The sequence below is a fragment of the Streptomyces sp. CB01249 genome (assembly GCF_001905735.1).
GTDB lineage: Bacteria > Actinomycetota > Actinomycetes > Streptomycetales > Streptomycetaceae > Streptomyces.
Genome location: NZ_LISW01000004.1, coordinates 428,884 through 450,890, shown reverse-complemented (window position 1 = coordinate 450,890; position 22,007 = coordinate 428,884). Strand labels below are relative to the sequence as shown.

Below are 22,007 nucleotides of genomic sequence, written 5' to 3'. Positions count from 1 at the left end.
ACTGTGATATCGAGAACCTCTGCCACGCCAGTTGGACACGCTTCCCCCCGTCAGGGTTGTACGCATACGGCACAGCGTTTGAGGCCCTGCGATATGCCTTCATACGTACCCGCTCTTCTCCAGATGCCCCGCACATGCGCCCCGCCGCGCAAGAAGTGACCGCTTAGACGCCTGGCGCCCGACCCGCGGTTGCAACGAACCGAAAGGTCATCGTCGGTCACCGCGACTGCCCAGCTCAAGAGGTTCAGACCAGCGAGTTGCTCACAGATCGTTCACAGAAAGTGCAAAAGGGGTTCGATCCGGACCTCATGATCACGATCGCTCAGGACCGGGGAAATTCGGCGGCCACCGACTCGGCGATCTGCGCCACGTTGAGCGCCGCCCCCTTGCGGAGGTTGTCGCCGCAGACGAAGAGCTCCAGCGCCTGCGGGTCGTCCAGCGAGCGCCGGACCCGGCCGACCCAGGTGGGGTCGGTGCCGACCACGTCGGACGGGGTGGGGAAGTCGCCGGCGCCCGGGCTGTCGTACAGCACCACTCCGGGAGCGGTCGCCAGGATCTCGTGGGCCCGGTCGACCGCGACCTCGTTCTCGAAGCGGGCGTGCACGGACATCGAGTGCGTGGCGACGACGGGTACGTACACGCAGGTCGCCGACACCCGCAGGCTCGGCAGGCCGAGGATCTTGCGGCACTCCTCGCGGATGGCCAGCTCCTCCGACGACCAGCCGTCACCGGCGTCCGTCCCGGCCCACGGGACGACGTTGAGCGCGACCGGAGCGGCGAACGGGCCGCCGTGCGTATCGCCCACGACGCGGCGCACGTCGCCCGGTTTCGTACCGAGTTCGGTGCCGGCCACCATCGACAGCTGTTCGCGCAGTGCGGCGACCCCGTCGCGGCCGGCGCCGCTGACGGCCTGGTACGAGGAGACGACGAGCTCCCGCAGACCGAACTCGGCGTGCAGGGCGCCGATGGCGACGATCAGCGCCAGCGTGGTGCAGTTCGGGTTCGCGACGATGCCGCGCGGTCTCATCCGTACGGCATGCGGGTTGATCTCGGGCACGACGAGCGGAACGTCGTCGTCGGTCCGGAAGGCGGCGGAGTCGTCGATGACGACCGCGCCCTTGGACGCGGCGAGCGGGGCCCACCGCGCGGAGACCTCGGCGGGCACCAGGAACAGTGCCACGTCGATGCCCTCGAAGACGTCCTCGGTGAGTTCGAGGACCTCGCACTCCTCACCGCGTACGACCAGCTTGCGGCCGGCCGAGCGCGGTGAGGCGACGAGTCTGACCTCGCCCCAGACGTCCGCGTGCTGCGAGAGGATCTGGAGCATGACGCCACCGATCGCCCCGGTCGCACCGACGACCGCGAGCGAAGGGCGGCGTGCGGTCATCGGCCGGTGCCCCCGTACACGACGGCCTCGTCGGAGTCGCTGTCGAGACCGAAGGCGGTGTGCACGGCGCGCACGGCCTCGTTGACGTCGTCGGCGCGGGTGACCACCGAGATGCGGATCTCGGATGTCGAGATCAGCTCGATGTTGACGCCGGCGTCGGACAGCGCCTCGAAGAAGCCCGCGGTGACCCCGGGGTTCGTCTTCATACCCGCGCCGACCAGGGAGATCTTGGCGATCTGGTCATCGTAGCGCAGCGAGTCGAAGCCGATCACGCCGCGGTTGCGCTCCAGGGCGTCGATGGCCTTGCGGCCCTCGGCCTTCGGGAGCGTGAACGAGATGTCCGTCAGACCGGTCGACGCGGCGGAGACGTTCTGCACCACCATGTCGATGTTGACCTCGGCGTTCGCGATCGTACGGAAGATCGCGGCGGCCTCGCCCGGCTTGTCGGGCACGCCGACGACGGTGATCTTGGCCTCGGAGACGTCATGGGCGACTCCGGAGATGATCGCGTGCTCCACCTTCTGGTCCCCTTGCGGCTCGTTGCTGACCCAGGTGCCGCGCAGTCCGGAGAAGGACGAGCGGACGTGGATCGGGATGTTGTATCGGCGTGCGTACTCGACGCAGCGGTGCAGCAGCACCTTGGAGCCGGACGCGGCCAGCTCCAGCATGTCCTCGAAGGAGATCCAGTCGATCTTACGGGCCTTCTTGACGACCCGCGGGTCGGCGGTGAACACGCCGTCCACGTCGGTGTAGATCTCGCAGACCTCGGCGTCCAACGCGGCCGCGAGCGCGACGGCCGTGGTGTCGGACCCGCCGCGGCCGAGGGTGGTGATGTCCTTCTTGTCCTGGGACACACCCTGGAACCCCGCGACGATCGCGATGTTCCCCTCGTCCAGCGCCGTACGGATACGGCCCGGCGTCACATCGATGATGCGCGCTTTGTTGTGGACCGAGTCGGTGATGACGCCTGCCTGGCTGCCGGTGAACGACTGGGCCTCGTGGCCCAGGTTTTTGATCGCCATGGCCAGCAGCGCCATGGAGATCCGCTCTCCCGCGGTCAGCAGCATGTCGAACTCACGCCCGGCCGGTATCGGGGATACCTGCTCGGCGAGATCGATCAACTCGTCCGTCGTGTCGCCCATCGCGGACACCACGACAACCACCTGGTTGCCGTTCTTCTTGGCATCGACGATTCGCTTGGCGACGCGCTTGATGCCCTCGGCATCGGCTACGGAGGAGCCTCCGTACTTCTGCACGACAAGGCCCACGTGCGCTCCTCGCTCAGTCCATTACTGCGGTCGGCTCAGTTTAACGAGCAGCCCGGAAACGCCCCGCTGATACCACATGGTGAGATGTCCCGCTCACCACGTGATCATCGGCATGTCGCATCCGAACTGCTCGTACCGGCCTGCTGCCCACCGAACACGTACGCATTCCCCTTTGTGGCCCAGCCCACACACGAGCCGGACCACATGGGGCCGCTACTTCGCCGGGCGCAGGCCCAGCGGGCCCGCGATCTCCTCGAACATGACGCGGCCCGCCTCCTCGGCGAGGTCGTCGTCGCCGGCGTCCTGGTCGGTGTCCAGGCCGTCCAGCTCCTGGAGGGGCTGGTTGAGGCGGATGTGGGCGATCAGGGACTGAAGGGCGCGGAGCGTGGCGGAAGCGGTGGAGCCCCAGTTGGAGAAGTAGGAGAACTGCCACCACCACAGGGCCTCGGTGGTGCGCTCCTCCTCGTAGTGGGCCAAGCCGTGGCGCAGGTCGGTGACGAGGTCGGCCAGGTCGTCGGAGATGCGGGAGGCGACCGGGGCCTTGCGGGGCTCGTACGGGTCGAAGACCTCGGAGTAGACGTCGATCGGCTCCAGGAGGGCGGCGAAGCGCTCGCGCAGGCCGTCCGCGTCCGGTTCGGCGCCCAGATCGGGCTCGTAGCGCTCGTCGGGGAGGATGTCCTCGTACGCGCCGAGCCGGCCGCCGGCCAGCAGGAGCTGGGAGACCTGGAGGAGCAGGACCGGAACGGCCTCTTCCGGCTCCTCGACCTTGGACACCTCGGTGACCGCGACAATGAACGTCTTGATCTGGTCCGCGATCTGGACCGCGAAATCGCCGGGGTCCTGCGTGACGGTGTTCAACGTGGCGTCAGACATCGAGGAGACCTCCCGTGTGCACGGTCGGAGACGGTGAGTAGAAGATAACCGCGCTGAACGTAAAGCCGCCGTGAGATGCGGAAACGCGACCGTCAGACATCGAGCAGCCGCCTCCCCTCGAAGGCGCGGCCGAGCGTGACCTCGTCCGCGTACTCCAGGTCGCCGCCCACCGGCAGGCCGCTGGCGAGCCGGGTGACGCGCAGGCCCATCGGCTTGACCATCCGCGCCAGGTACGTCGCGGTGGCCTCGCCCTCCAGGTTGGGGTCGGTCGCCAGGATCAGCTCGGTGATGGAGCCGTCGGCGAGGCGGGCGAGGAGCTCGCGGATGCGCAGGTCGTCCGGACCGACGCCCTCGATGGGGCTGATGGCCCCGCCCAGCACGTGGTAACGCCCCCGGAACTCACGGGTCCGCTCGATCGCGACGACGTCCTTGGGCTCCTCGACCACGCAGATGACCGACCGGTCGCGGCGCTGGTCGCGGCAGATCCCGCACTCCTCCTCCTGGGCCACGTTTCCGCAGACCGCGCAGAAGCGGACCTTGTCCTTGACCTCCAGGAGGGCGTGGGCCAGGCGCCGCACGTCCGTGGGCTCCGCCTGCAGCACGTGGAAGGCGATCCGCTGCGCGCTCTTGGGACCGACGCCGGGCAGCCTGCCCAGTTCGTCGATGAGGTCCTGAACCACGCCTTCGTACAACGGAACGCCTTCCTGACTGAGTCGGCTGAGTCGTGGTACGTACCGTAGGGGGTACGTAGGGTCTTGGGTATGCGGCCGGTCAGAACGGCAGGCCGGGCATGCCACCGCCCAGGCCCTGGGTCAGCGGGCCCAGCTTCTGCTGCTGGAGCTGCTGGGCGTTCTCATTGGCCGCCTGGACCGCCGCGACGACGAGGTCCGCGAGGGTCTCGGTGTCCTCCGGGTCCACCGCCTTCGGGTCGATCACCAGGGAGCGCAGCTCGCCCGAGCCGTTGACCGTCGCCTTGACCAGGCCGCCGCCCGCCTGACCGTCGACCTCGGTCCTGGCAAGCTCTTCCTGGGCCTGAGCGAGGTCCTGCTGCATCTTCTGGGCCTGCTGCAGCAGCTGCTGCATATTGGGCTGACCACCACCGGGAATCACGGTCACTCCAGGCATTTCGACGACAAATGTTTCGGTACGCCGAGCCTACGTTGTCCCCGGGCGGCGCGCCCCACCCGCCGAGGAGCAACTCTTTCGAGTGAGATCGGGGGAGCGGTGCCGGGACTCCTATACCTGACCAGAGGCCGTGCGCACCCGGGAATACCGCGATTTCGACCCCACGCCCCACCATTCGGCGGTAGGAAGGGCATGCGTCCCGGCACGCACGCGCCTACCCCTCGTCACGCATGGTTACGCATGGGGGACTGCCCGTCGCGTCAAGGGACCGGGAGCAGAGCAGAGATCCGCCCCGTCGTCGAGTACGCGGTCGAGAGCACGCGTCGCTATGCAGCATGCAGAGGAGTACCCCGGTGAGTCAGCCGGAGATGCAGCCCGAAGTGCCGCCCCGCAAGTCCGGCACGTCCGGCCCGGCGGGTGCGGCCGCTCCCTCCGGTACGGACTCCGAGGACCGTGCGGGGCGGGCCCGTGACCTGACCGGGGAGCCGTTCCCGCTGGGCGACTGGGGAGAGCCGTCCCAGCGGCTGGACGATCTCTACCGGTGGCTGGAGGCGGACGCGCTGCGCACCGCCGACTGGTATCTGAACGACCGGCTGTGGAAGCGGCGCGGCGCCAGGGCGCTGCGGATCGGCACCGCCGCCGGGGCGGTCGCGGGCGCCGCCCTGCCCCTGCTCGACCTGACGGGCGCGCTGCACGGCGCGGCCGGCTGGGGCTATCTGTCGCTGCTGCTCGGTGCCGCGTGCATGGCGTGCGACCGCTACTTCGGCCTGACTTCGGGCTGGATAAGGAACCTCGCGACCGCGCAGGCCGTGCAGCGCAGGCTCCAGGTGCTCCGGTTCGACTGGGCGTCGGAGTGCGTACGGGAGGTGCTCGGCCCGGCCGAGGGCACGGCGAGCGAGGCGACCGAGCGGTGCCTGGGCGTGCTGCGGCGCTTCTCCGAGGACATCACGGAGCTCGTACGGTCGGAGACCGCCGACTGGATGGTGGAGTTCCGGGCCGGTCCCGCGCCCCTGGGGATGCAGGCCCTGGTCTCCGGCGGCTCCGGGAACGGGCGCCCGGAGCCGGGCGCTGCGCCCGGACGCTTCCCGCTGCAGTCGATGGGGCGGCCGAACATGCCCCGGCAGCGCCCGCCGGAGTCCCCGCGCTGACCGTTGGCCGGCCGGTGCGGGGCTCCGGCGCGGGACGCCGGGGACGCGTCAGCTGAAGACGATCATCGATCCCTGGGCGAGGCTGCGGGTGGCCGCGGCGTGCAGGCCGAGCCAGACGTGGCGCTCCCGGGCGAAGGGGTTGTCGTCGTACGGGACGGAGGTCGCCGGTTCCTCCAGCTCGGTGGGGGCGGCGGGCGGCAGGGGGGCGGCCGGCGGGTTCGCCGGGTCGATTCCGATGGCCGGGGCGACGAACTCCAACTCTCGCAGCAGCCCGTGCGCGGAACCGAGCGGTCCGCCCGCCGCCAGCAGGTCGTCGGTGGAGACGGGCGCGGCGAAGTCGAGGGGCACGTACGCCCCCGCGTGGTCGAAGTGCCACACCAGGTGCGACTGCCGGGCCGTGGACTCGAACATCTCCAGCAGCTGCTCGTAGTCCCCGCCCAGCTCACCGACCGGCGTGACGGCGAGGCCGCTGAGCTGGAGCAGATAGGCGCGGCGGAGGAAGTGCAGGGCGTCGTAGTCGAAGCCCGCGACCGGGGCGACGTCTCCGGTCAGTCCCGGCATGTAGGCGTAGACGGGGACGGGCGGCAGTCCGGCCTCGCCCAGGGCCTTGTCGTAGAGGGCGATCTCTTCGGCGAAGGGGTTGTCGGGGCTGTGGCACAGCACATCGACGAGGGGGACCAGCCACAGGTCACAGGCCACGAAGTCTCGCTCTCCAACGGGGGCGTGCGGTGGTCGGGACAGCGTAATGCGACCGGCAGCGCGCGCACAGTGGTCACTCACGACCGGCCCGGGGCGCAGAGGGGCGACGACGGTGCCGGGGGCTCAGACCGGCTCCTCGGTCCCCGCCCCGGACGGCCCCAGCCCGGCCAGGCGGTCGGCCCAGCTCAGCGCATGGCCGTTGTAACCGTCTATCACCGCGCGCAGGGCCTCGCGGTCCCGGTGCGTGATGGCGGCGACCAGTTCGGCGTGGCCGTTCCACAGCCAGTCCCGCAGATCGGCGTCGCCCCGCAGGTACGGCACGGCGAACACCCAGGCCTGGACGCGCAGCCGGTGCAGGAAGTCGCTGATGTAGCCGTTGCCGATGAGCCCGCCGAGCTCGCGCCAGAAGCGCAGGTCGTAGCCGATGAGGATGTCCAGGTCGCCGCCGCGCGCCGCGCGGGCGGCCTCCTCGGCCCGGCGGCGTACGGAGACGAGCGCGTCCCGGTAGTCGGCCCGCCGGTCCGGGACCGGTTCGTGGAAGACGCCCCGGATGACCCCGTCCATGACCAGGGCGCGGGCCTCCACCATCGCCCGGTAGTCCGCGACCGTGAACTGGTGCACCCGGAATCCGCGGTGCTGGTCGGATTCGAGCAGGCCCTGCGCGGACAGGTCGAACAGCGCCTCGCGGACGGGCGTCGCGGACACCCCGTACTGCTCGGCGATCTGCTTGACGGTGAACTCGCGCCCCGGCAGTAGACGCCCGGCGAGCACCTCGTCACGCAGCGCGTCCGCGATCTGCTGTCGCAGGGTGCTGCGGGTGACGGCTCCGCTCGGGCACATGGCGCCCCTCCCCCATTCGGTTCCGGGTCACCTTAGACCGGGGTCGTACCGCCCCTGAGCCCCGGAGGGGCCCGGTCGGACGATCCACGCCGCTATTCTCGTCCCCGTCCGGCGTGTTGTCGTACGGGGGAGGCCGCACACCATGGAGAAGCTCGGGTCCACCGATCCACAGCGCATCGGCGCCTACCGGCTGCTGGGGCGCCTCGGCGTGGGCGGGATGGGGCAGGTCTATCTGGCCCGGTCCGACCGCGGCCGCACGGTCGCGCTCAAGCTGGTACGCGAGGAGCTGGCCGCGCAGCAGGAATTCCGCGACCGGTTCCGCCAGGAGGTGCGGGCCGCCCGGCGGGTGGGTTCCACGTGGACCGCGCCCGTCCTGGACGCCGACACCGAGGCCGACGTCCCGTGGGTCGCCACCGGGTATGTGGCCGGCCCCTCCCTTCACGCCACCGTCTCGGGCAGGCCGGGCACCGCGTCCGGTCCGGCCCCCGGCGCCTACGGTCCCCTGCCGGAGCGGTCCGTCCGCATTCTCGGCTCCGGGCTGGCGCACGCCCTGAAGGCCATCCACACGGCCGGCCTGATCCACCGGGACCTGAAGCCCTCCAACATCCTGCTCACGATCGACGGCCCGCGCGTCATCGACTTCGGGATAGCCAGGGCCCTGGACACCATCACCGACGGCGGCCTCACCCGCACGGGCGCGCTGGTCGGCACGCCCGGATTCATGTCTCCGGAGCAGGTGCGGGGCGAGCGGGTGAGCGCGGCCAGCGACGTGTTCTGCCTGGGCTCTGTGCTGACGTACGCCCTGACCGGCCGGCTTCCCTTCGGCGCCGCGGCCAACGAGATGCACGCCCTGCTGTTCCGCATCGCGCAGGAGGACCCGGACCTGACCGGGGTCACGCCGGGGCTCGACGACCTGATCCGCGGCTGCCTCCACAAGGACCCGCAGGCCCGGCCGTCCACGGACGACATCCTGGCGCTCCTGGCCGACGGCGACAACAGCCCGGAGCCCTGGCTCCCGGGTGCGCTTCTCGCCCAACTCGGCCGCCACGCCGTGGAACTGCTCGACTCGGAGGACCCCGAGGACGCGGTGCCGGCCGACGCAGTGGCGCCGGGTGGCACGGCGCCCGCCGATGCGGGGCCCCGTGACGCCGCACCGGCGGACGCGGTGCCGGACCCGGACCGCACCCCGAGCGCCGCCCCCGCCCCGGTCGGCGGGAAGCTGCAGGGCGCGGTCCCGCTCACCAAGCCGGGCGCCCCCGCCGACGCGGCGAGCGGCGCCCCGTCGGACGCTGTCCCCGGCGGCCCGTCCGATGCTCCCGTCGGCGCCCCGTCCGGACCGGGTGCCGAGCCGCCCGCGGAGCCGGAGACCGCGGTCCTCGACGCCCCCGCCGGTCCGCCCGCCCCGCTCCCGTCCCCCGTGCAGCCCGGGCCCGGGCCCGTCCACGCGCTCCCCACCGCGGCCGCCGGCGCGGCCGGTGCCGCCGCCACGCCGCCGAGCGGGCCGCCCCCGGCCACCCCGCCTCCCGGCTACGGCTACCCGCACCAGGCCGCCCAGCCGCAGCAGGCCCAGGGCTACGGCCACCCGCAGCAGCCCAACCCCGGCCAGGGGTACGGCTATCCACAGCATCCCGGCCAAGGCCAGGCATACGGCTACCCCCAGCAGCCGAGCCCGGACCACGGCTACCCGTACGGCTACCCGCAGCAGCCCGGCCAGGGCGCCACTCCCCCGTACGGCCCCGGGTACCCCACGGGCACCCAGCATCCGGCCCCCGCTCCCGAACCGGCCCGCAGGAGCAGCGGTTCGACCATCGCGCTGATCCTCGTCGCCGTACTGGTCGCCATAGGCGCGGGCGGGTCCGTCTACGCGCTCATGAGCGACAAGGGCGGGACGCCCACGGCCAAGCCCACCCGCTCGGCAGGTCCCTCCCCGTCGCAGGCCATCGACAACTCCCCCACTCCCGACGTCTCCCCGGACCCCTCGCCCGATGACGGGGCCAACGGCGAGGAGGGCGCCGTCCCCGACGGCTACCTGGGCTCCTGGTCGGGCAGCATCGACAACGCCACCGGCCACTCCACCCGTGAACTCGTCATCCGTCAGGGCGAGGTGGGCGACACGATCCTCACCCTGACCGCCGAGGGCCCCCTCGCGAGCGGCGGCACCTACCGCTGCGTCTTCGAGGCGACCCTGAGCGCCGAGGCCGCTGACGGCGAGTCCGTCCGCATCGGCCCCTCCACCGTCACGGAGGGCGAACCGGCGGCTTCCTGCACTCCGGGGGCTCCGACCACGCTCACCCTGCTCCCGGACGGCACCCTGAGCCGTGAGAACACGTCGAGCGGCGAGAAGCTCACGTACACGAAGTCTGGCTGACCCTCCGGTCCGGGCGAGGCCGCCCATGAGCGCACACGGCTGCCCCGCCGTCGGACTCACTGGACCAGCGGCCGGAGCGACATGAGCAGGTGCTGGTGGATCGTGTCCCCCACCCCGTCCGCCGCTGCCGCCGCCTCCTCGTGGTCCCGGTGCCCGGTGATCATGGCGCGCTGGCCCTGACCCATGAGCTGGAACCGGACCACCGGGGCGTCGAATGTGGCCAGCGCGTCCATCAGGTAGGAGGGGTTGAACCCCACGGTGATCTCCTCGGCGCCCAGGAGCCCGGCGGGCAGGCGCTGGGAGGCCACGTCGTCCTCGTACCCGGCCTGGAGCAGGACGGAGTCCCCGGTGAAGGCGAACTGGAGCGGGCTGTCGCCGTCCGCCACGACCGCGACCCGCTTCACCGCCTCGACCAGCGGTTCGCGCTCGGTCACTGCCGTGACCGGCCCGCTCAGCACGAACAGCTTGTCGTGGCGCGGGAGGCGGCCGTCGAGCAGGCGGACCGTGGTGCGCATGCCCTCCCGTTCGAAGCCCGCCGAACCGCCGTCCAGGGCGAGTCGGACCGTACCGGGGCGGCTGCCGACCGAGCGGGCGATCTCGGTGAGCCGACGGGCCGAGACGACGACGTCGGCCGTGACGCCGTGGCCCGTGGGCCGCCAGTCGAGCGTGCGGACGGCGAAGCGGTAGCGGTCGGTGGCCGCGAGGGTCATCCGCTCGCCGTCGAGCGCCAGGCGGATTCCGGTGAGCGTGGGGAGGGTGTCGTCCCGGCCGGCGGCCACCGAGACGTCGGCGACGGCTGCCGCGAACTCCTGCCCGTCCACCTCGCCCAGTATCTCCGGCAGCGGCGGCAGCGCGGGGTAGTCGTCCAGCGGCAGGACGGACAGGCCGAACCCGGCGCCGCCGCCCGTCACCGTGAACCGTGAGCCCTCGACCGCGCATTCCACCGGTCCCTCGGGCAGCACCTTGCACACGTCCAGCAGGCGGCGGCCCATGACCAGGACCTTCCCGGGCCGCTCGGTCCGCGCCGCGACCTCGATGCGGGCGGACGCCTCGTAGTCCAGGCCGGAGATGCTCAGTCTGTCGTCCGCCGCCTCCAGCAGCAGCCCGCCCAGGACGGGCACGGGCGACCTGGTGGGCAGAACGCGGGCGGCCCAGGAGACGGCGTCCGTCAGCTCGCTTCGTTCGATCCGGAACTCCATCGTGATGCCCTCTCCTCATGCGCCGACCGCCTGCGGTCCCGACGCTTTCGACGTTAGAGGCGACCACTGACAACGAGAGGGGGACGCCTCCGGCCACGAGGCCGGAGGCGTCCCCCACACGAGTGAAGTTGCCGGGCGAAAGCCCTGGTCAGCAGCTCAAGTTGGAACCAGGCGTGGTTCCGAGGATCTGCACGAACGCCTGGTACTTGTCGATGCGGCTCTGGACCTGGGCGGGGTTGCCGCCGTTGCACTCGATCGAGCCGTTGATGGAGCGGATCGTCTCACCGAATCCGGCGCCGTTCACCATGGCGTTGTGGGCCGTCATGGAGCCGGGGCCGTTCTGGGTGTTCCAGTACCAGAGGCCGGTCTTCCAGGCCACCGCGGCGTCCTGCTCGACCAGGTAGGGGTTGCCCAGCAGGTCGATGCCGAGCGCGTCGCCCGCGGCCTTGTAGTTGAAGTTCCAGCTGAGCTGGATCGGGCCGCGCCCGTAGTACGCGGCCTGGCCCGCCGGGCAGCCATAGGGCTGGCTGCTGTCGCAGTAGTGCGGGTAGTTGGCGGTGTTCTGCTCGACGATGTACACCAGTCCGCCGGTCTCGTGGCTGACGTTGGCGAGGAAGGCCGCGGCCTCCTGCTTCTTGACGGTGTCACTGCCGGTGTTGGCGAAGCCCGGGTACGCGTCCAGCGCGGCGACCAGCCCGCTGTACGTGTAGAAGGAACTGCGGCCGGGGAACATCTGGTTGAACTGCGCCTCGCTGACCACGAAACCGGAGGACGAGCCCGGGTCACCCGGGTCCGTGCCGCCTCCGTTTCCGCAGGCGCCCTGGTCGGCCCAGACGTCCGAGCTGCCCGGCGTCTCGTTCTGAGTCCACCACTTGGCGGTCCAGTTGTGCCCGTTGTACGAGGCGGAGCCGCCGCCCGTGTACACGGACGAGGCGTTCCAGGCGGCCGCGCAGTCGGCGGCCGACGCGGTGGTGGCGGGGAGTACGACGAGCCCTGCGACGACCGCGCCCAGCGCGGCGAGCAGGCCCATGATGCGACGGAACATCTGCACACTCCTTCGTCGCGGCGCACCGATCGTCGCGGCGCACCGCCGTGGGGGGTTGCCGCCACTCAAGCGCGGTTGGTCTGGACCTGTCAAGGTCTAGACCAAAAAACGGAACCTCTTCCGCCGCGAGAACCCCGGGGCCCTCCCGCGGCACGAAGACCGCAGGGGCACCGGGGTTCGAGGCGGCGTCAGCAGGTGAGGTGCGAACCCGGGTCGACGCCGATGACATCCGTGATGTGCTCGTACTTGGCCGCCCGGGCCTGGACCGACTCAGGGTTTCCGCCGTTGCACTCGAGCGAGCCGTTGAGCGAGCGGATGGTCTCGCCGAAGCCGGCCCCACCGACCATGGCGTCGTGGGAGGTCATGGTTCCGGGACCGTTCTGGGTGTTCCAGTACCAGAGCGCGGTCTGCCAGGCGACGGACGGGTCGCGCTCCACCAGCCACGGATCGTTGAGCAGATCGAGACCGAGCGCGTCTCCGGCCGCCTTGTAGTTGAAGTTCCAGCTGAACATGATCGGGCCGCGCCCGTAGTAGGCGGACTGGCCGGCCGGGCAGCCGAACGGCTGGCTGTAGTCGCACTTGATCCAGTAGTTGGCCTCGTTGATCTCCTTCACGTACTGCAGCCCGACCGACTCGAAGTCGGCGTGCGTCAGGAACGCCGCGGCCTCCCGGCTCCTGGTCTCCTCGGTCCCGATGTTGGCGAAGCGGGGATACGCGTGCAGCGCGTCGATCAGCCCCTGGTAGGTGTAGAAGGGGTCGCGCTCGGGGAAGATCGCGTCGAACTCCGCCTCGCTGATGACGAAGTCGGAGACCCCTCCCGCACAGGCGCCCTCGTCCGCCCAGACGGTGGTGGCGCCCGGGTTCTCGTTCTGCGTCCACCACTTCGCCGTCCAGTTGCGGCCGTGGTGCGAGACCGTGCCGCCGGCCGTGTAGGCGGTCGAGGAGTTCCACAGGGGTGCGCACGACGCGGAGCCTGCGGTGTCCGAGGCGGCCGGTGCGGCGTTGGCGGCGCCGGGCAGGAAGGCCGCCGTGGCGACGACCGCGCTCAGTACGGTCAGGATGCTCTTGATGCGGTTCAGCGCTGCTCACTCCTTCTGCGAGGACGGGCACGGTGCGCCGCACACCTCGGCGGGCGGGCCGTGCGGGCATCCCTGCACCCAACCGTCGCTGGTCTGAACCTGTCAAGGTCTAGACCAGACGACCCCGCTGGGCGCGCACATGCCGGAGGGCCGGGGCTGATCCGCCGCCCCGGCCCTCCTGCGCTCCCGTACGACTACAGGAACGAGTTGATCTCGATGGTCTCGGTACGGCCGGGGCCGACGCCGATCGCGGAGATCGGGGCGCCGGACATCTCCTCCAGCGCCTTCACGTACGCCTGCGCGTTCTTCGGCAGGTCGGCGAACGTCTTCGCCTTGGTGATGTCCTCGGACCAGCCCGGAAGCATCTCGTAGACCGGCTTCGCGTGGTGGAAGTCGGTCTGGCTGTACGGCAGCTCCTCGACGCGCTTGCCGTCGATCTCGTACGCGACGCACACCGGGATCTGCTCCCAGCCGGTCAGCACGTCCAGCTTGGTGAGGAAGAAGTCGGTGAGGCCGTTGACCCGGGTCGCGTACCGCGCGATGACCGCGTCGAACCAGCCGCACCGGCGGTCACGGCCGGTGGTGACACCGCGCTCGCCGCCGATCCGCCGCAGCGCCTCGCCGTCCTCGTCGTGCAGCTCCGTCGGGAACGGACCGGCGCCGACACGGGTCGTGTACGCCTTGAGGATGCCGATGACCCGGCTGATCTTGGTCGGACCGACCCCGGCACCGGTGCAGGCGCCGCCCGCGGTCGGGTTCGAGGAGGTCACGAAAGGGTACGTGCCGTGGTCGACGTCGAGCAGCGTGCCCTGGCCGCCCTCGAACAGGACGACCTTGCCCTCGTCGATGGCGTTGTTCAGGACGAGCGTCGTGTCGGCCACGTAGGGCCTGAGCTGCTCCGCGTACTGGAGCATGTCCTCGACGACCTTGCCGGCCTCGATGGCGCGCCGGTTGAAGACCTTGGCCAGAAGCTGGTTCTTCTGCTCCAGGGCCGCCTCGACCTTCTGCTCCAGGATCGACTCGTCGTAGAGGTCCTGGACGCGGATGCCGACCCGGTTGATCTTGTCGGCGTACGTCGGGCCGATGCCGCGGCCGGTGGTGCCGATCTTGCGCGTCCCGAGGAACCGTTCCGTCACCTTGTCGACGGTGACGTTGTACGGGGTGATCAAATGAGCGTTGCCGCTGATCAGCAGCTTCGACGTGTCCACGCCGCGGTCGTTCAGCCCACTCAGCTCGGAGAGCAGGACCGCCGGGTCGACGACGACACCATTACCGATGACCGGGGTACATCCCGGTGACAGGATGCCGGAGGGGAGGAGATGCAGTGCGTACTTCTGGTCACCGACGACCACCGTGTGGCCGGCGTTGTTGCCGCCCTGGTAGCGCACCACATAGTCCACGGATCCACCGAGGAGGTCGGTGGCCTTTCCCTTGCCCTCGTCACCCCACTGAGCACCGAGCAGCACAAGTGCGGGCACAGGCGTACACCCCTTCCGGGCGGGGCATGTCCAAGGTCAGGGGGCGTACGAAAACGCCGTACATGCCGTACGTCGTTGTACGGCACAGTCCGAACCGTCGAACCGGGTGCCCCGGAATAGACGAAACCCCTGGCGCAATAGCGCAAGGGGCTCTTGCACCAAGATGCTACCCGAGGAAGGACCGAGGTGTCGGCTGCCCAGCCCCCCGGTAACGGTGCGCCCCACCTGCTGGTGGTGATCGATCCGGTCGCCCGCCGGACGGACGGCGAGTCCGTCCGCATCGCGAAGGACGTGCTGAGCGCCGGCTCGCACGCCAAGATCTGCCTCCCGGACAGCCCCGGGGAATTCGCCCGGGCCCTGTCCCGCCGGGGCGGCCGGCGCCCGGTGGTGATCGGCGACGATCACGCGCTGCGGCGCGCCGTGTCCCTGCTGCACCGGGAGCGGGAGCCCGCCATGAGCGCGCTGTCGCTCGTCCCCGTCGGCGCGTCGGGCGCGCTGGAACTCGCCCACTCGCTCGGCGTGCCGAACGGCGCCGTGGCGGCGGCGCGCACGGCGCTGGACGGGGCGGTGCGCCGCCTCGACCTCCTCGTGGACGACAGCGACGGCGTGGTCCTGGGCGCGCTGCGCATCCCCGCGCTGAACGGAGCCCCCGGCACCGCGGCCGACCGGCCGGGTGTGTCCTCCGTCTGGGACGCCTGCCGCTCCCTGGTCCGCACCCTGGTGCGCCCCGCGCCTCCGGAACCGGCCGCCGTGCCGCCGACGCACCGGCTGCGCGTGGAGGCCGACGGCGTCGTGCTGAACGACCTCGACCGCCCGGTCGCCTCCGTGACGGTGACGTCGGGCTGCGGCGACGACGGCCTGGCCGCCGTGACGATCGACGCGCCGGACACCGCCCCGGTCACCACGGAGGCCAAGGCCGTCACGGTCTCGGGGGCGGACTTCCGCTACCGGGCGGACATACAGGTCGCGGGGCCGGTGCGGACGCGTACGTGGACGGTACGGGCGGGGGCCTGGGGGCTGATGCTCCCGGCGGGGTAGCGGGCGCGGGCGGTCAGGCGCCCGCGCCGGACCTGCCCGTCGGCAGGTCGAGGGCCTTGCGGTGCTCCTCCCAGCGCCCCATCAGCCCCTCCAGCTCCGACTGCAGGAACTCGAAGAACGCCGCCGTCTCGGCGATCCGGGCGCCGGCCGGGGTGTGCTCGCCGAGCGTGCGCGCGCCTTCCTTGAGCGTGCGCTCCCAGCGGGTGAGGACCTGGTCGCGGCTGGCGAAGGTGGTGTACCAGATCTCGTTGTGCAGGCGGTACCGGTCGCGGCGCGAGCCCGGTTCGCGCTCGCGGCCGACCATGCTGACCTGCGTGAGGTAGTTGATCGCGCCGGATACGGCGGCGGGGCTGATCTGCAGGGCCAGGGCGAGCTCCGCCGAGGTCATCGAGGCGTCGTCGTCCGCGAGCAGGGCGGCGAAGACCCGCGAGGCCATGCGCTGCATCCCCGCCTCGGTCATCTCGGACGCAAACCGCTCGACAAACCGCGCGACGGCCTCGGCGTCCCGGTCCCCGGGGCCCCGGACCGCGCCCTCGGCCGCACTCTCCTCCGCGGATTCGCCGCTCATCCCGCTCCTCTTCCTCGGTGCGCCACTGCATGTCACTCCTTCGAGTTTATATGGTTCCTTAACTTCACAATTTTGTGAAAGTAGCGTACGTTCAAAATCATGACGAAGGCAATCACCGTGGCCGGACTGTGCAAATCGTTCGGCCGGACGCAGGCGCTGGACGGGCTCGACCTGGCCGTCGAGACCGGTGAGGTCCACGGATTCCTCGGTCCGAACGGGTCGGGGAAGTCCACCACCATCCGGGTCCTGCTGGGGCTGCTCAGAGCCGACTCCGGCGCCGCCCAGCTGCTCGGCGGCGACCCCTGGCGCGACGCGGTCGAGCTGCACCGGCGCGTGGCATACGTCCCCGGGGACGTCACGCTGTGGCGCAACCTCTCCGGCGGCGAGGTGATCGACCTGTACGGACGGCTGCGCGGCGGGCTCGACGAGGGCCGGCGCGCGGACCTCGTGGACCGCTTCGAGCTCGACCCGACGAAGAAGGGGCGGACGTACTCCAAGGGCAACCGGCAGAAGGTGGCCCTGGTCGCCGCCTTCGCGTCGGACGTCGACCTGCTGATCCTGGACGAGCCGACCAGCGGGCTCGACCCGCTGATGGAGGAGGTCTTCCAGAGCTGCGTGGCCGAGGAGCGTGAGCGCGGCCGGACGGTGCTGCTCTCCAGCCACATCCTGAGCGAGGTCGAATCGCTCTGCGACCGGGTCAGCATCATCCGCCAGGGCCGGACGGTGGAGACCGGATCACTCGCGGACATGCGTCATCTGACGCGGACACACATCAGCGCCGAGCTGATACGCGAGCCGGACGGCCTGACACGGCTCCCCGGGGTCCATGACCTCGACGTCGAAGGGCGGCGGGTCTCGCTCCAGGTGGACACGGACCGGCTGGACGCCGTCCTCACGTCCCTGTCCGCGTCCGGCGTCCGCTCGCTGACGTGCACCCCGCCCACGCTGGAGGAACTGTTCCTCCGCCACTACACGGCGGACGCGCAGCAGCCGTCGGGGGTGGTGGCGCGATGACCGCCGTGCCCCTCGCGACGAAGGCGGGTGTGCGGCGCCGCGCGTCCACCGGCTCGCTCACCGGGACCGGTGCCCTGCTGCGACTCGCCCTGCGACGCGACCGCATCGTCATCCCCGTCTGGGTACTCGTCCTCGGCGGCTCCTTCTCCTCCGTCGGTACGTCCATCTCCTCGCTCTACGAGACGCCGTCCCAACGGGCCGAGCTCGCCGCGTCGATGAACGCCAACAGCTCCGTGCGGGCAATGTACGGGCCCGTGTTCGGCGACTCCGTCGGAGGGCTCGTCAGCTGGCGCATGCTCGCCTTCGGTGCGGCGCTGGCAGCGGTGATGAGCCTGGTCGTCGTCGTGCGCCACACCCGGGAGGAAGAGGAGACGGGTCGTCAGGAGATGCTTTCCTCGGCGGTGGTCGGGCGTCGCGCCCCGCTCACGGCCGCACTGCTCGCGGCGCTGATCGCCAATGCCGGTCTGGCCCTGGTGATCACCGTCGGAATGGCCGGCTCGGGCGCGGGGGGCGCGGGGGCGGTGGCGCTCGCGACGGCCGTCGCCGGAGTCGGTGTCCTGTTCGCCTGCACCGCTGCGATCACCGCGCAGTTCACCGAGAGCGGCCGCCTCGCGAAGGGGGTGACGGCGGCGGTGGTGGGTGCCGCGTTCGTCCTGAAGGCGGCGGGCGACTCGGCCACGGACGACCGCTCGTCCCTCCTCACCTGGCTCTCCCCGCTCGGCTGGGCGGAGAACGTCCGGCCGTACGCGGACGAGCGCTGGTGGGTGCTGCTCCTGATCGCGGGCGCGGTGGTGGTGCAGTGCCTCGTGGCGTACGCGCTGACCGGGCGCCGGGACGTCGGCATGAGCTTCCTGGCGGCGCGTCCGGGGCCTGCGCGGGGCCGGACGTCCACCGCCTGGGGCCTCGCGATACGGCTGCAACGCGGTGCGCTCCTGGGGTGGGCGGTGTCCTTCGCCGTGGTCGGCTTCGTCTTCGGCGGACTGGCCGGCGGGGCGGCGGACCTGGTCGGGGACAACGAGAAGGCCCGCGAGATCTTCGAGCGGATGGGCGGGCAGTCCGGTCTCACCGACGCGTTCCTCGCCTCGATGGTCTCCGTGCTCGGCACGGTCGCCGCTCTGTACATCGCCGCGTCGGTGCTCCGGCTGCACGGGGAGGAGACCGCCGGCCGCGCGGAGCCGGTGCTCGCGGGGGCGGTCGGCCGGCTCCGCTGGGCGGGGGGCCATCTGCTCATCGCCTTCGGCGGGGCGGCCCTGATCATGGCGGTCGGCGGTCTCGGCCTGGCGGCGGGATACGGTCACGCGCTTCCGGCCGTGCTCGGCGCCTGTCTGGTGCAGCTGCCCGCCGTCTGGCTGCTCGGCGGGATCACGGCCCTGCTCCACGGGGCGATACCGAAGGCGGCCCCGGCGAGCTGGGGGGTGGTGGGGCTCTGCCTGGCGCTCGGCTGGATCGGGCCCGCCCTGGACCTGCCGCAGCCGGTGATGGACGCGTCGCCGTTCACGCACCTGCCGAAGCTGCCGGGGGCGGGGATGGAGTGGGGGCCGGTGACGCTCCTCACCGCGCTGTCGGCGGTTCTGGTGGCCGCGGCCCTGGCGGCGTTGCGCCGCCGGGACCTGGTGACCTGAGGTGGGGCGGGCGGCGCACGGGAGGGCCGCCCGCCCACGGCCTCACACCTCGACCCGCAGCTCCTTCAGGCCCCTGATGACGTAGCCCGGGTTCCATTCGGGCTCGGCGGCCAGTTGCAGGCCGGGTGCCTTGCGCAGCAGCTCACCGAAGGAGGCGGCCAGTTCGACCCGGGCGAGCGGGGCGCCCAGGCAGAAGTGGATGCCGGCGCCGAAGGTGATGTGCGGGTTCTCCCGCCGGGCGAGGTCCAGGGTGTCCGGAGCCGCGAAGCGGGCGGGGTCGCGGTTGGCCGAGCCGAAGAGCAGGGCCACCTCGGAGCCCCGCGGAATGACGGTGCCGTCGATCTCGATGTCGTCCAGGACCCAGCGCTCGAACATCTGAAGGGGGGTGTCGTACCGCATCAGCTCCTCCAGCGCCGTGGGCAGCAGCCCGTGGTCGGCGCGGAGGGCGGCCAGTTGCTCGGGGTGGCGCAGCAGCGTCCACCAGCCGTTGACCGTGGTGTTGACGGTCGCCTCGTGCCCGGCATTCAGGAGGAGGACGCAGGTGGAGACCATCTCCTGCTCGGTCAGCCGCTCGCCCTCGTCGTGGGCGGCGACGAGGGCGGAAATGAGGTCGGTGCCCGGATGCGCGCGCCGCTCGGCGATCAGCTCGCGCAGATACGCGGAGAATTCGAGGGAGGCGCGGACGGCGGCGCGGGCGGTGTCCTCGGACGGGTTGAGTTCGAACATCCCGCAGATCGCCGCGGACCAGGGCCGCAGGGGAGCCCGGTCGGACTCCGGGATACCGAGCATCTCGGCGATCACGGCGACGGGCAGCGGCTCGGCGACGGCCGCCAGCAGGTCGCCCCCGCCCTGCTCCACGAAGTCGTCCACGAGTCCGGCAGCCAACCGCTGGACCGTGGGGACGAGTTGTTCGACGGTGCGCGGGGTGAACGCCTTGGACACCAGGCGTCGGATGCGGGTGTGGTCCGGCGGTTCGAGGTCCAGCAGCCCTTGTCCGTTGAGCGTCTCGAACGGCTCGTGCTCCGGGGGCGGCGGCGTCCGGCCGAACTCCTCGTGCGTGAACCGGTGGAGGTAGGTGCGCCCCAGCCGCCGGTCCCGCAGCAGGGCGGACACGTCGGCGTAGTGCGGGACGAGCCATTGGTCGGTGGCCTCGAAGTAGTGCGCCCGGCCGGTGGCCCGCAGCTCGGCGTAGGCGGGGTACGGGTCGGCGACGAACGCCGCCGACCAGGGGTCGAACGGGGCGGGGGATGTGCTGGGCTGGTCCATGGGCCGACGCTAGACCACGGTGCTCAGGAAGGGGTGACCAAGCGGGCCTCGTAGGCGAAGACGGCGGCCTGGGTGCGGTCGCGGAGGCCGAGTTTGACCAGGATGCGGCTCACATGGGTCTTGATGGTCGACTCGGCGACGACGAGATGTCCGGCGATCTCCGCGTTCGACAGGCCCTGGGCAATGAGGACGAGCACTTCGGTCTCGCGCTCGGTGAGGTCGCCGACCCGGGCCAGGGCCGGAGGGCGGGGAGCGGAGGCGAGCTTGGAGAACTCGGTGATCAGGCGCCGGGTCACGGTGGGGGCCAGCAGCGCCTCTCCGGAGGCGACCACCCGTACCCCGTCGGCCAGCTGGCGGGCCGAGGCGTCCTTGAGGAGGAAGCCGGAGGCCCCCGCGCGCAGGGCCTGGTAGACGTATTCGTCCAGGTCGAAGGTGGTGAGGACCAGGACCTTCGCATCCGCGTCCGCGGCGACGATCTCGCGGGTCGCCTCGATGCCGTTGAGCTCCGGCATGCGGATGTCCATCAGCACCACGTCGGGGCGGAGCGCGGTGACCTGGGAGACGGCCTCGCGGCCGTTTACCGCCTCGCCGACGACCTCGATGCCCGGCATGGCGTTGAGCAGGACCGAGAAGCCCTCGCGGACCATCATCTGGTCGTCCACGATCAGGACCCGGATCGGCGGGGCGGCGGGCTGCGTCGTCATGCCTGCTCCTTGAGGGCGCCGGTCGCACCGGGCGCCGTCTGCTGGGCCGGGATGAAGGCCGTGACCTCGTAGCCGCCCTCCTCGGTGGGCTCGGCGGTCATCTCGCCGTTCAGCATCGCGACGCGCTCCCGCATCCCGGTGATCCCGTGCCCGGCCCCCGGCGACGGCTTCACCGGAGCGGTGGGCGGTCCGTTGACCACGCGCAGGCCGAGCCCGCCGAGGACGTAGCCGATCTCGACCCTGGCCGTGGCACCCGGGGCGTGCCGCAGGCTGTTGCTGAGCGCCTCCTGGATGATCCGGTACGCCGACAGCTCGACGCCTTGGGGCAGTTCGCGGACCGCCCCGGTCACCGCCTTCTCCGTCACCAGGCCCGCGTCCCCGACGTTGGTGAGCAGCCGGTCGAGGTCGGCGAGGGTGGGCTGCGGCGCGTCCGGTGCCTCGTAGTCGTCGGCCCGGACGACGCCGAGCACCCGGCGCAGTTCGGTGAGCGCGGCCACGGCGTTCTCCCGGATCGTGACGAAGGCCTGCTCCAGCTCCGGCGGCGGGTTCTCCACCCGGTACGGGGCGGCCTCGGCCTGGATGGCGACGACGGACATGTGGTGAGCGACCACGTCGTGGAGCTCCCGGGCGATCGTGCTGCGCTCCTCCAGCAGCGTGCGCCGGTCGCGCTCGACGGCGGTGACGGTGCGCTGCACTGTGACCTCGCGCTGCGCCTCCCGCCGGACCTGGACCATGCTCACCACGAGCAGCGCGAACGCCGAGACCACCGCCATGCCCGCGGTGTTCGGCCCACCGGCCCCGCCGGTGACGACGCCCTCCACGACGAGGCCCAGCAGCAGCGTGAGCACCCACATCCAGGCGGCGGTGCGCGGCCGGGTCCTGGCCGCGACCACGAACAGCACCACCAGGTGGCAGACGAAGACGGTGGCCGACCACGGTTCGTAGCCGCCCACCACCACGCTCACCGGCATCAGGACCATCGACATCCAGAACGCCCCGACCGGCCTGATCAGCGTCATCGCCACACAGGCCGCGGGCAGCAGCCCGGCCAGCAGGACGCCGGCGTTGCCGGTGACGGCGAACCCCGCCATGAAGATGATCAGCGCGACGCCCAGCACCGCCGCGTGCGGGAGCCACGCGGCCCGCGCCGCGAGGCGGCGCGGCAACCGCCTGGTCAGGGCCCCGTCCGTACGCATCGCTGACATCGGCCGGTAGGCGAAGGCGTCCTCGAAGAGGTCTTCCCAGAGGTCGTCCATCGCACGCGCGGCGAGCCGTAGCTCGGGGCT

Annotated in this window: 20 protein-coding genes; 5 read left to right on the top strand and 15 right to left on the bottom strand. The window is 71.4% G+C overall.

Translation table 11 applies throughout. The annotated features are described in order from the left end of the window. Positions 1–322: 322 nt before the first annotated feature. The 5 genes from AMK18_RS21695 to AMK18_RS21675 all read right to left on the bottom strand — a co-directional run bounded on the left by AMK18_RS21695 (position 323) and on the right by AMK18_RS21675 (position 4,638). On the bottom strand, positions 323–1,387 hold the full coding sequence (locus AMK18_RS21695; RefSeq protein ID WP_073864018.1) for an aspartate-semialdehyde dehydrogenase: 1,065 nt from the start codon (positions 1,385–1,387) through the stop codon (positions 323–325). Next, on the bottom strand, positions 1,384–2,655 hold the full coding sequence (locus AMK18_RS21690; protein WP_018102119.1) for an aspartate kinase: 1,272 nt from the start codon (positions 2,653–2,655) through the stop codon (positions 1,384–1,386). The genes AMK18_RS21695 and AMK18_RS21690 overlap by 4 nt, the downstream gene beginning before the upstream one ends. A 213-nt stretch (positions 2,656–2,868) precedes the next feature. Continuing rightward, positions 2,869–3,528 carry a DUF5063 domain-containing protein gene (locus AMK18_RS21685; RefSeq protein WP_018102118.1) on the bottom strand — a complete coding sequence of 220 codons (660 nt, stop codon included), beginning with the start codon at positions 3,526–3,528 and terminating at the stop codon, positions 2,869–2,871. A 92-nt stretch (positions 3,529–3,620) separates the two neighbouring features. Further along, positions 3,621–4,220, bottom strand: coding sequence for a recombination mediator RecR (gene recR / locus AMK18_RS21680; protein WP_018102117.1), 600 nt, complete (start codon positions 4,218–4,220; stop codon positions 3,621–3,623). Between the two features lie 79 nt (positions 4,221–4,299). Further along, positions 4,300–4,638, bottom strand: coding sequence for a YbaB/EbfC family nucleoid-associated protein (locus tag AMK18_RS21675; RefSeq protein ID WP_026171391.1), 339 nt, complete (start codon positions 4,636–4,638; stop codon positions 4,300–4,302). Positions 4,639–5,021: 383 nt separating this feature from the next. On the opposite strand from AMK18_RS21675, the gene AMK18_RS21670 reads away from it, so the two are divergent. Continuing rightward, positions 5,022–5,801, top strand: coding sequence for an SLATT domain-containing protein (locus AMK18_RS21670; RefSeq protein ID WP_018102115.1), 780 nt, complete (start codon positions 5,022–5,024; stop codon positions 5,799–5,801). Positions 5,802–5,849: 48 nt separating this feature from the next. Here AMK18_RS21670 and AMK18_RS21665 read toward each other — a convergent pair whose 3' ends face one another. Together AMK18_RS21665 and AMK18_RS21660 are read right to left on the bottom strand one after the other, a co-directional pair. Beyond that, positions 5,850–6,500, bottom strand: a complete 651-nt coding sequence (locus AMK18_RS21665) for a hypothetical protein (RefSeq protein WP_018102114.1) — start codon at positions 6,498–6,500, stop codon at positions 5,850–5,852. 123 nt (positions 6,501–6,623) lie between these two features. Next, positions 6,624–7,340, bottom strand: a complete 717-nt coding sequence (locus tag AMK18_RS21660; protein WP_073864015.1) for a GntR family transcriptional regulator — start codon at positions 7,338–7,340, stop codon at positions 6,624–6,626. Between the two features lie 142 nt (positions 7,341–7,482). On the opposite strand from AMK18_RS21660, the gene AMK18_RS21655 reads away from it, so the two are divergent. After that, positions 7,483–9,708, top strand: a complete 2,226-nt coding sequence (locus AMK18_RS21655; RefSeq protein WP_073864013.1) for a serine/threonine-protein kinase — start codon at positions 7,483–7,485, stop codon at positions 9,706–9,708. 56 nt (positions 9,709–9,764) lie between these two features. On the opposite strand, the gene dnaN is transcribed toward AMK18_RS21655, so the two are convergent. The 4 genes from dnaN to AMK18_RS21630 form a co-directional block, all read right to left on the bottom strand. Further along, positions 9,765–10,907 (bottom strand): DNA polymerase III subunit beta, encoded by a 1,143-nt coding sequence (dnaN, locus tag AMK18_RS21650; RefSeq protein WP_073864011.1) that lies wholly within the window; start codon positions 10,905–10,907, stop codon positions 9,765–9,767. Positions 10,908–11,055: 148 nt separating this feature from the next. Then, the gene (locus AMK18_RS21645) at positions 11,056–11,952 is read right to left on the bottom strand and encodes a glycoside hydrolase family 19 protein (RefSeq protein ID WP_018102110.1); all 897 of its coding nucleotides are present in this window, start codon (positions 11,950–11,952) and stop codon (positions 11,056–11,058) included. Positions 11,953–12,140: 188 nt separating this feature from the next. After that, entirely contained in the window at positions 12,141–13,013 is an 873-nt protein-coding gene (locus AMK18_RS21640; RefSeq protein ID WP_443333230.1) for a glycoside hydrolase family 19 protein, read from the bottom strand. A 212-nt stretch (positions 13,014–13,225) separates the two neighbouring features. Then, a complete protein-coding gene (locus AMK18_RS21630; RefSeq protein ID WP_026171388.1) occupies positions 13,226–14,509 on the bottom strand; it encodes an adenylosuccinate synthase in 1,284 nt (427 codons plus the stop codon). Positions 14,510–14,695: 186 nt separating this feature from the next. Here AMK18_RS21630 and AMK18_RS21625 point away from each other — a divergent pair, with 186 nt between their 5' ends. Then, positions 14,696–15,547 (top strand): diacylglycerol kinase, encoded by an 852-nt coding sequence (locus AMK18_RS21625; protein WP_073864006.1) that lies wholly within the window; start codon positions 14,696–14,698, stop codon positions 15,545–15,547. A 13-nt stretch (positions 15,548–15,560) separates the two neighbouring features. Here the strand turns inward: AMK18_RS21625 and AMK18_RS21620 are convergent, their stop codons facing one another. Continuing rightward, positions 15,561–16,115 (bottom strand): GbsR/MarR family transcriptional regulator, encoded by a 555-nt coding sequence (locus AMK18_RS21620; protein ID WP_073864005.1) that lies wholly within the window; start codon positions 16,113–16,115, stop codon positions 15,561–15,563. 99 nt (positions 16,116–16,214) lie between these two features. Here AMK18_RS21620 and AMK18_RS21615 point away from each other — a divergent pair, with 99 nt between their 5' ends. Next, on the top strand, positions 16,215–17,129 hold the full coding sequence (locus AMK18_RS21615; protein ID WP_073864003.1) for an ABC transporter ATP-binding protein: 915 nt from the start codon (positions 16,215–16,217) through the stop codon (positions 17,127–17,129). After that, entirely contained in the window at positions 17,126–18,751 is a 1,626-nt protein-coding gene (locus AMK18_RS21610; protein WP_073864002.1) for an ABC transporter permease, read from the top strand. The genes AMK18_RS21615 and AMK18_RS21610 overlap by 4 nt, the downstream gene beginning before the upstream one ends. Positions 18,752–18,793: 42 nt before the next feature. On the opposite strand, the gene AMK18_RS21605 is transcribed toward AMK18_RS21610, so the two are convergent. The 3 genes from AMK18_RS21605 to AMK18_RS21595 are packed head-to-tail and all read right to left on the bottom strand — an operon-like array spanning position 18,794 to position 21,977. Next, the gene (locus AMK18_RS21605; protein ID WP_073864000.1) at positions 18,794–20,017 is read right to left on the bottom strand and encodes a cytochrome P450; all 1,224 of its coding nucleotides are present in this window, start codon (positions 20,015–20,017) and stop codon (positions 18,794–18,796) included. Positions 20,018–20,040: 23 nt separating this feature from the next. After that, on the bottom strand, positions 20,041–20,721 hold the full coding sequence (locus AMK18_RS21600; RefSeq protein ID WP_018102101.1) for a response regulator: 681 nt from the start codon (positions 20,719–20,721) through the stop codon (positions 20,041–20,043). Next, the gene (locus tag AMK18_RS21595; protein ID WP_079199332.1) at positions 20,718–21,977 is read right to left on the bottom strand and encodes a histidine kinase; all 1,260 of its coding nucleotides are present in this window, start codon (positions 21,975–21,977) and stop codon (positions 20,718–20,720) included. Before AMK18_RS21595 ends, AMK18_RS21600 begins: the two co-directional genes overlap by 4 nt. Positions 21,978–22,007: the final 30 nt, after the last annotated feature.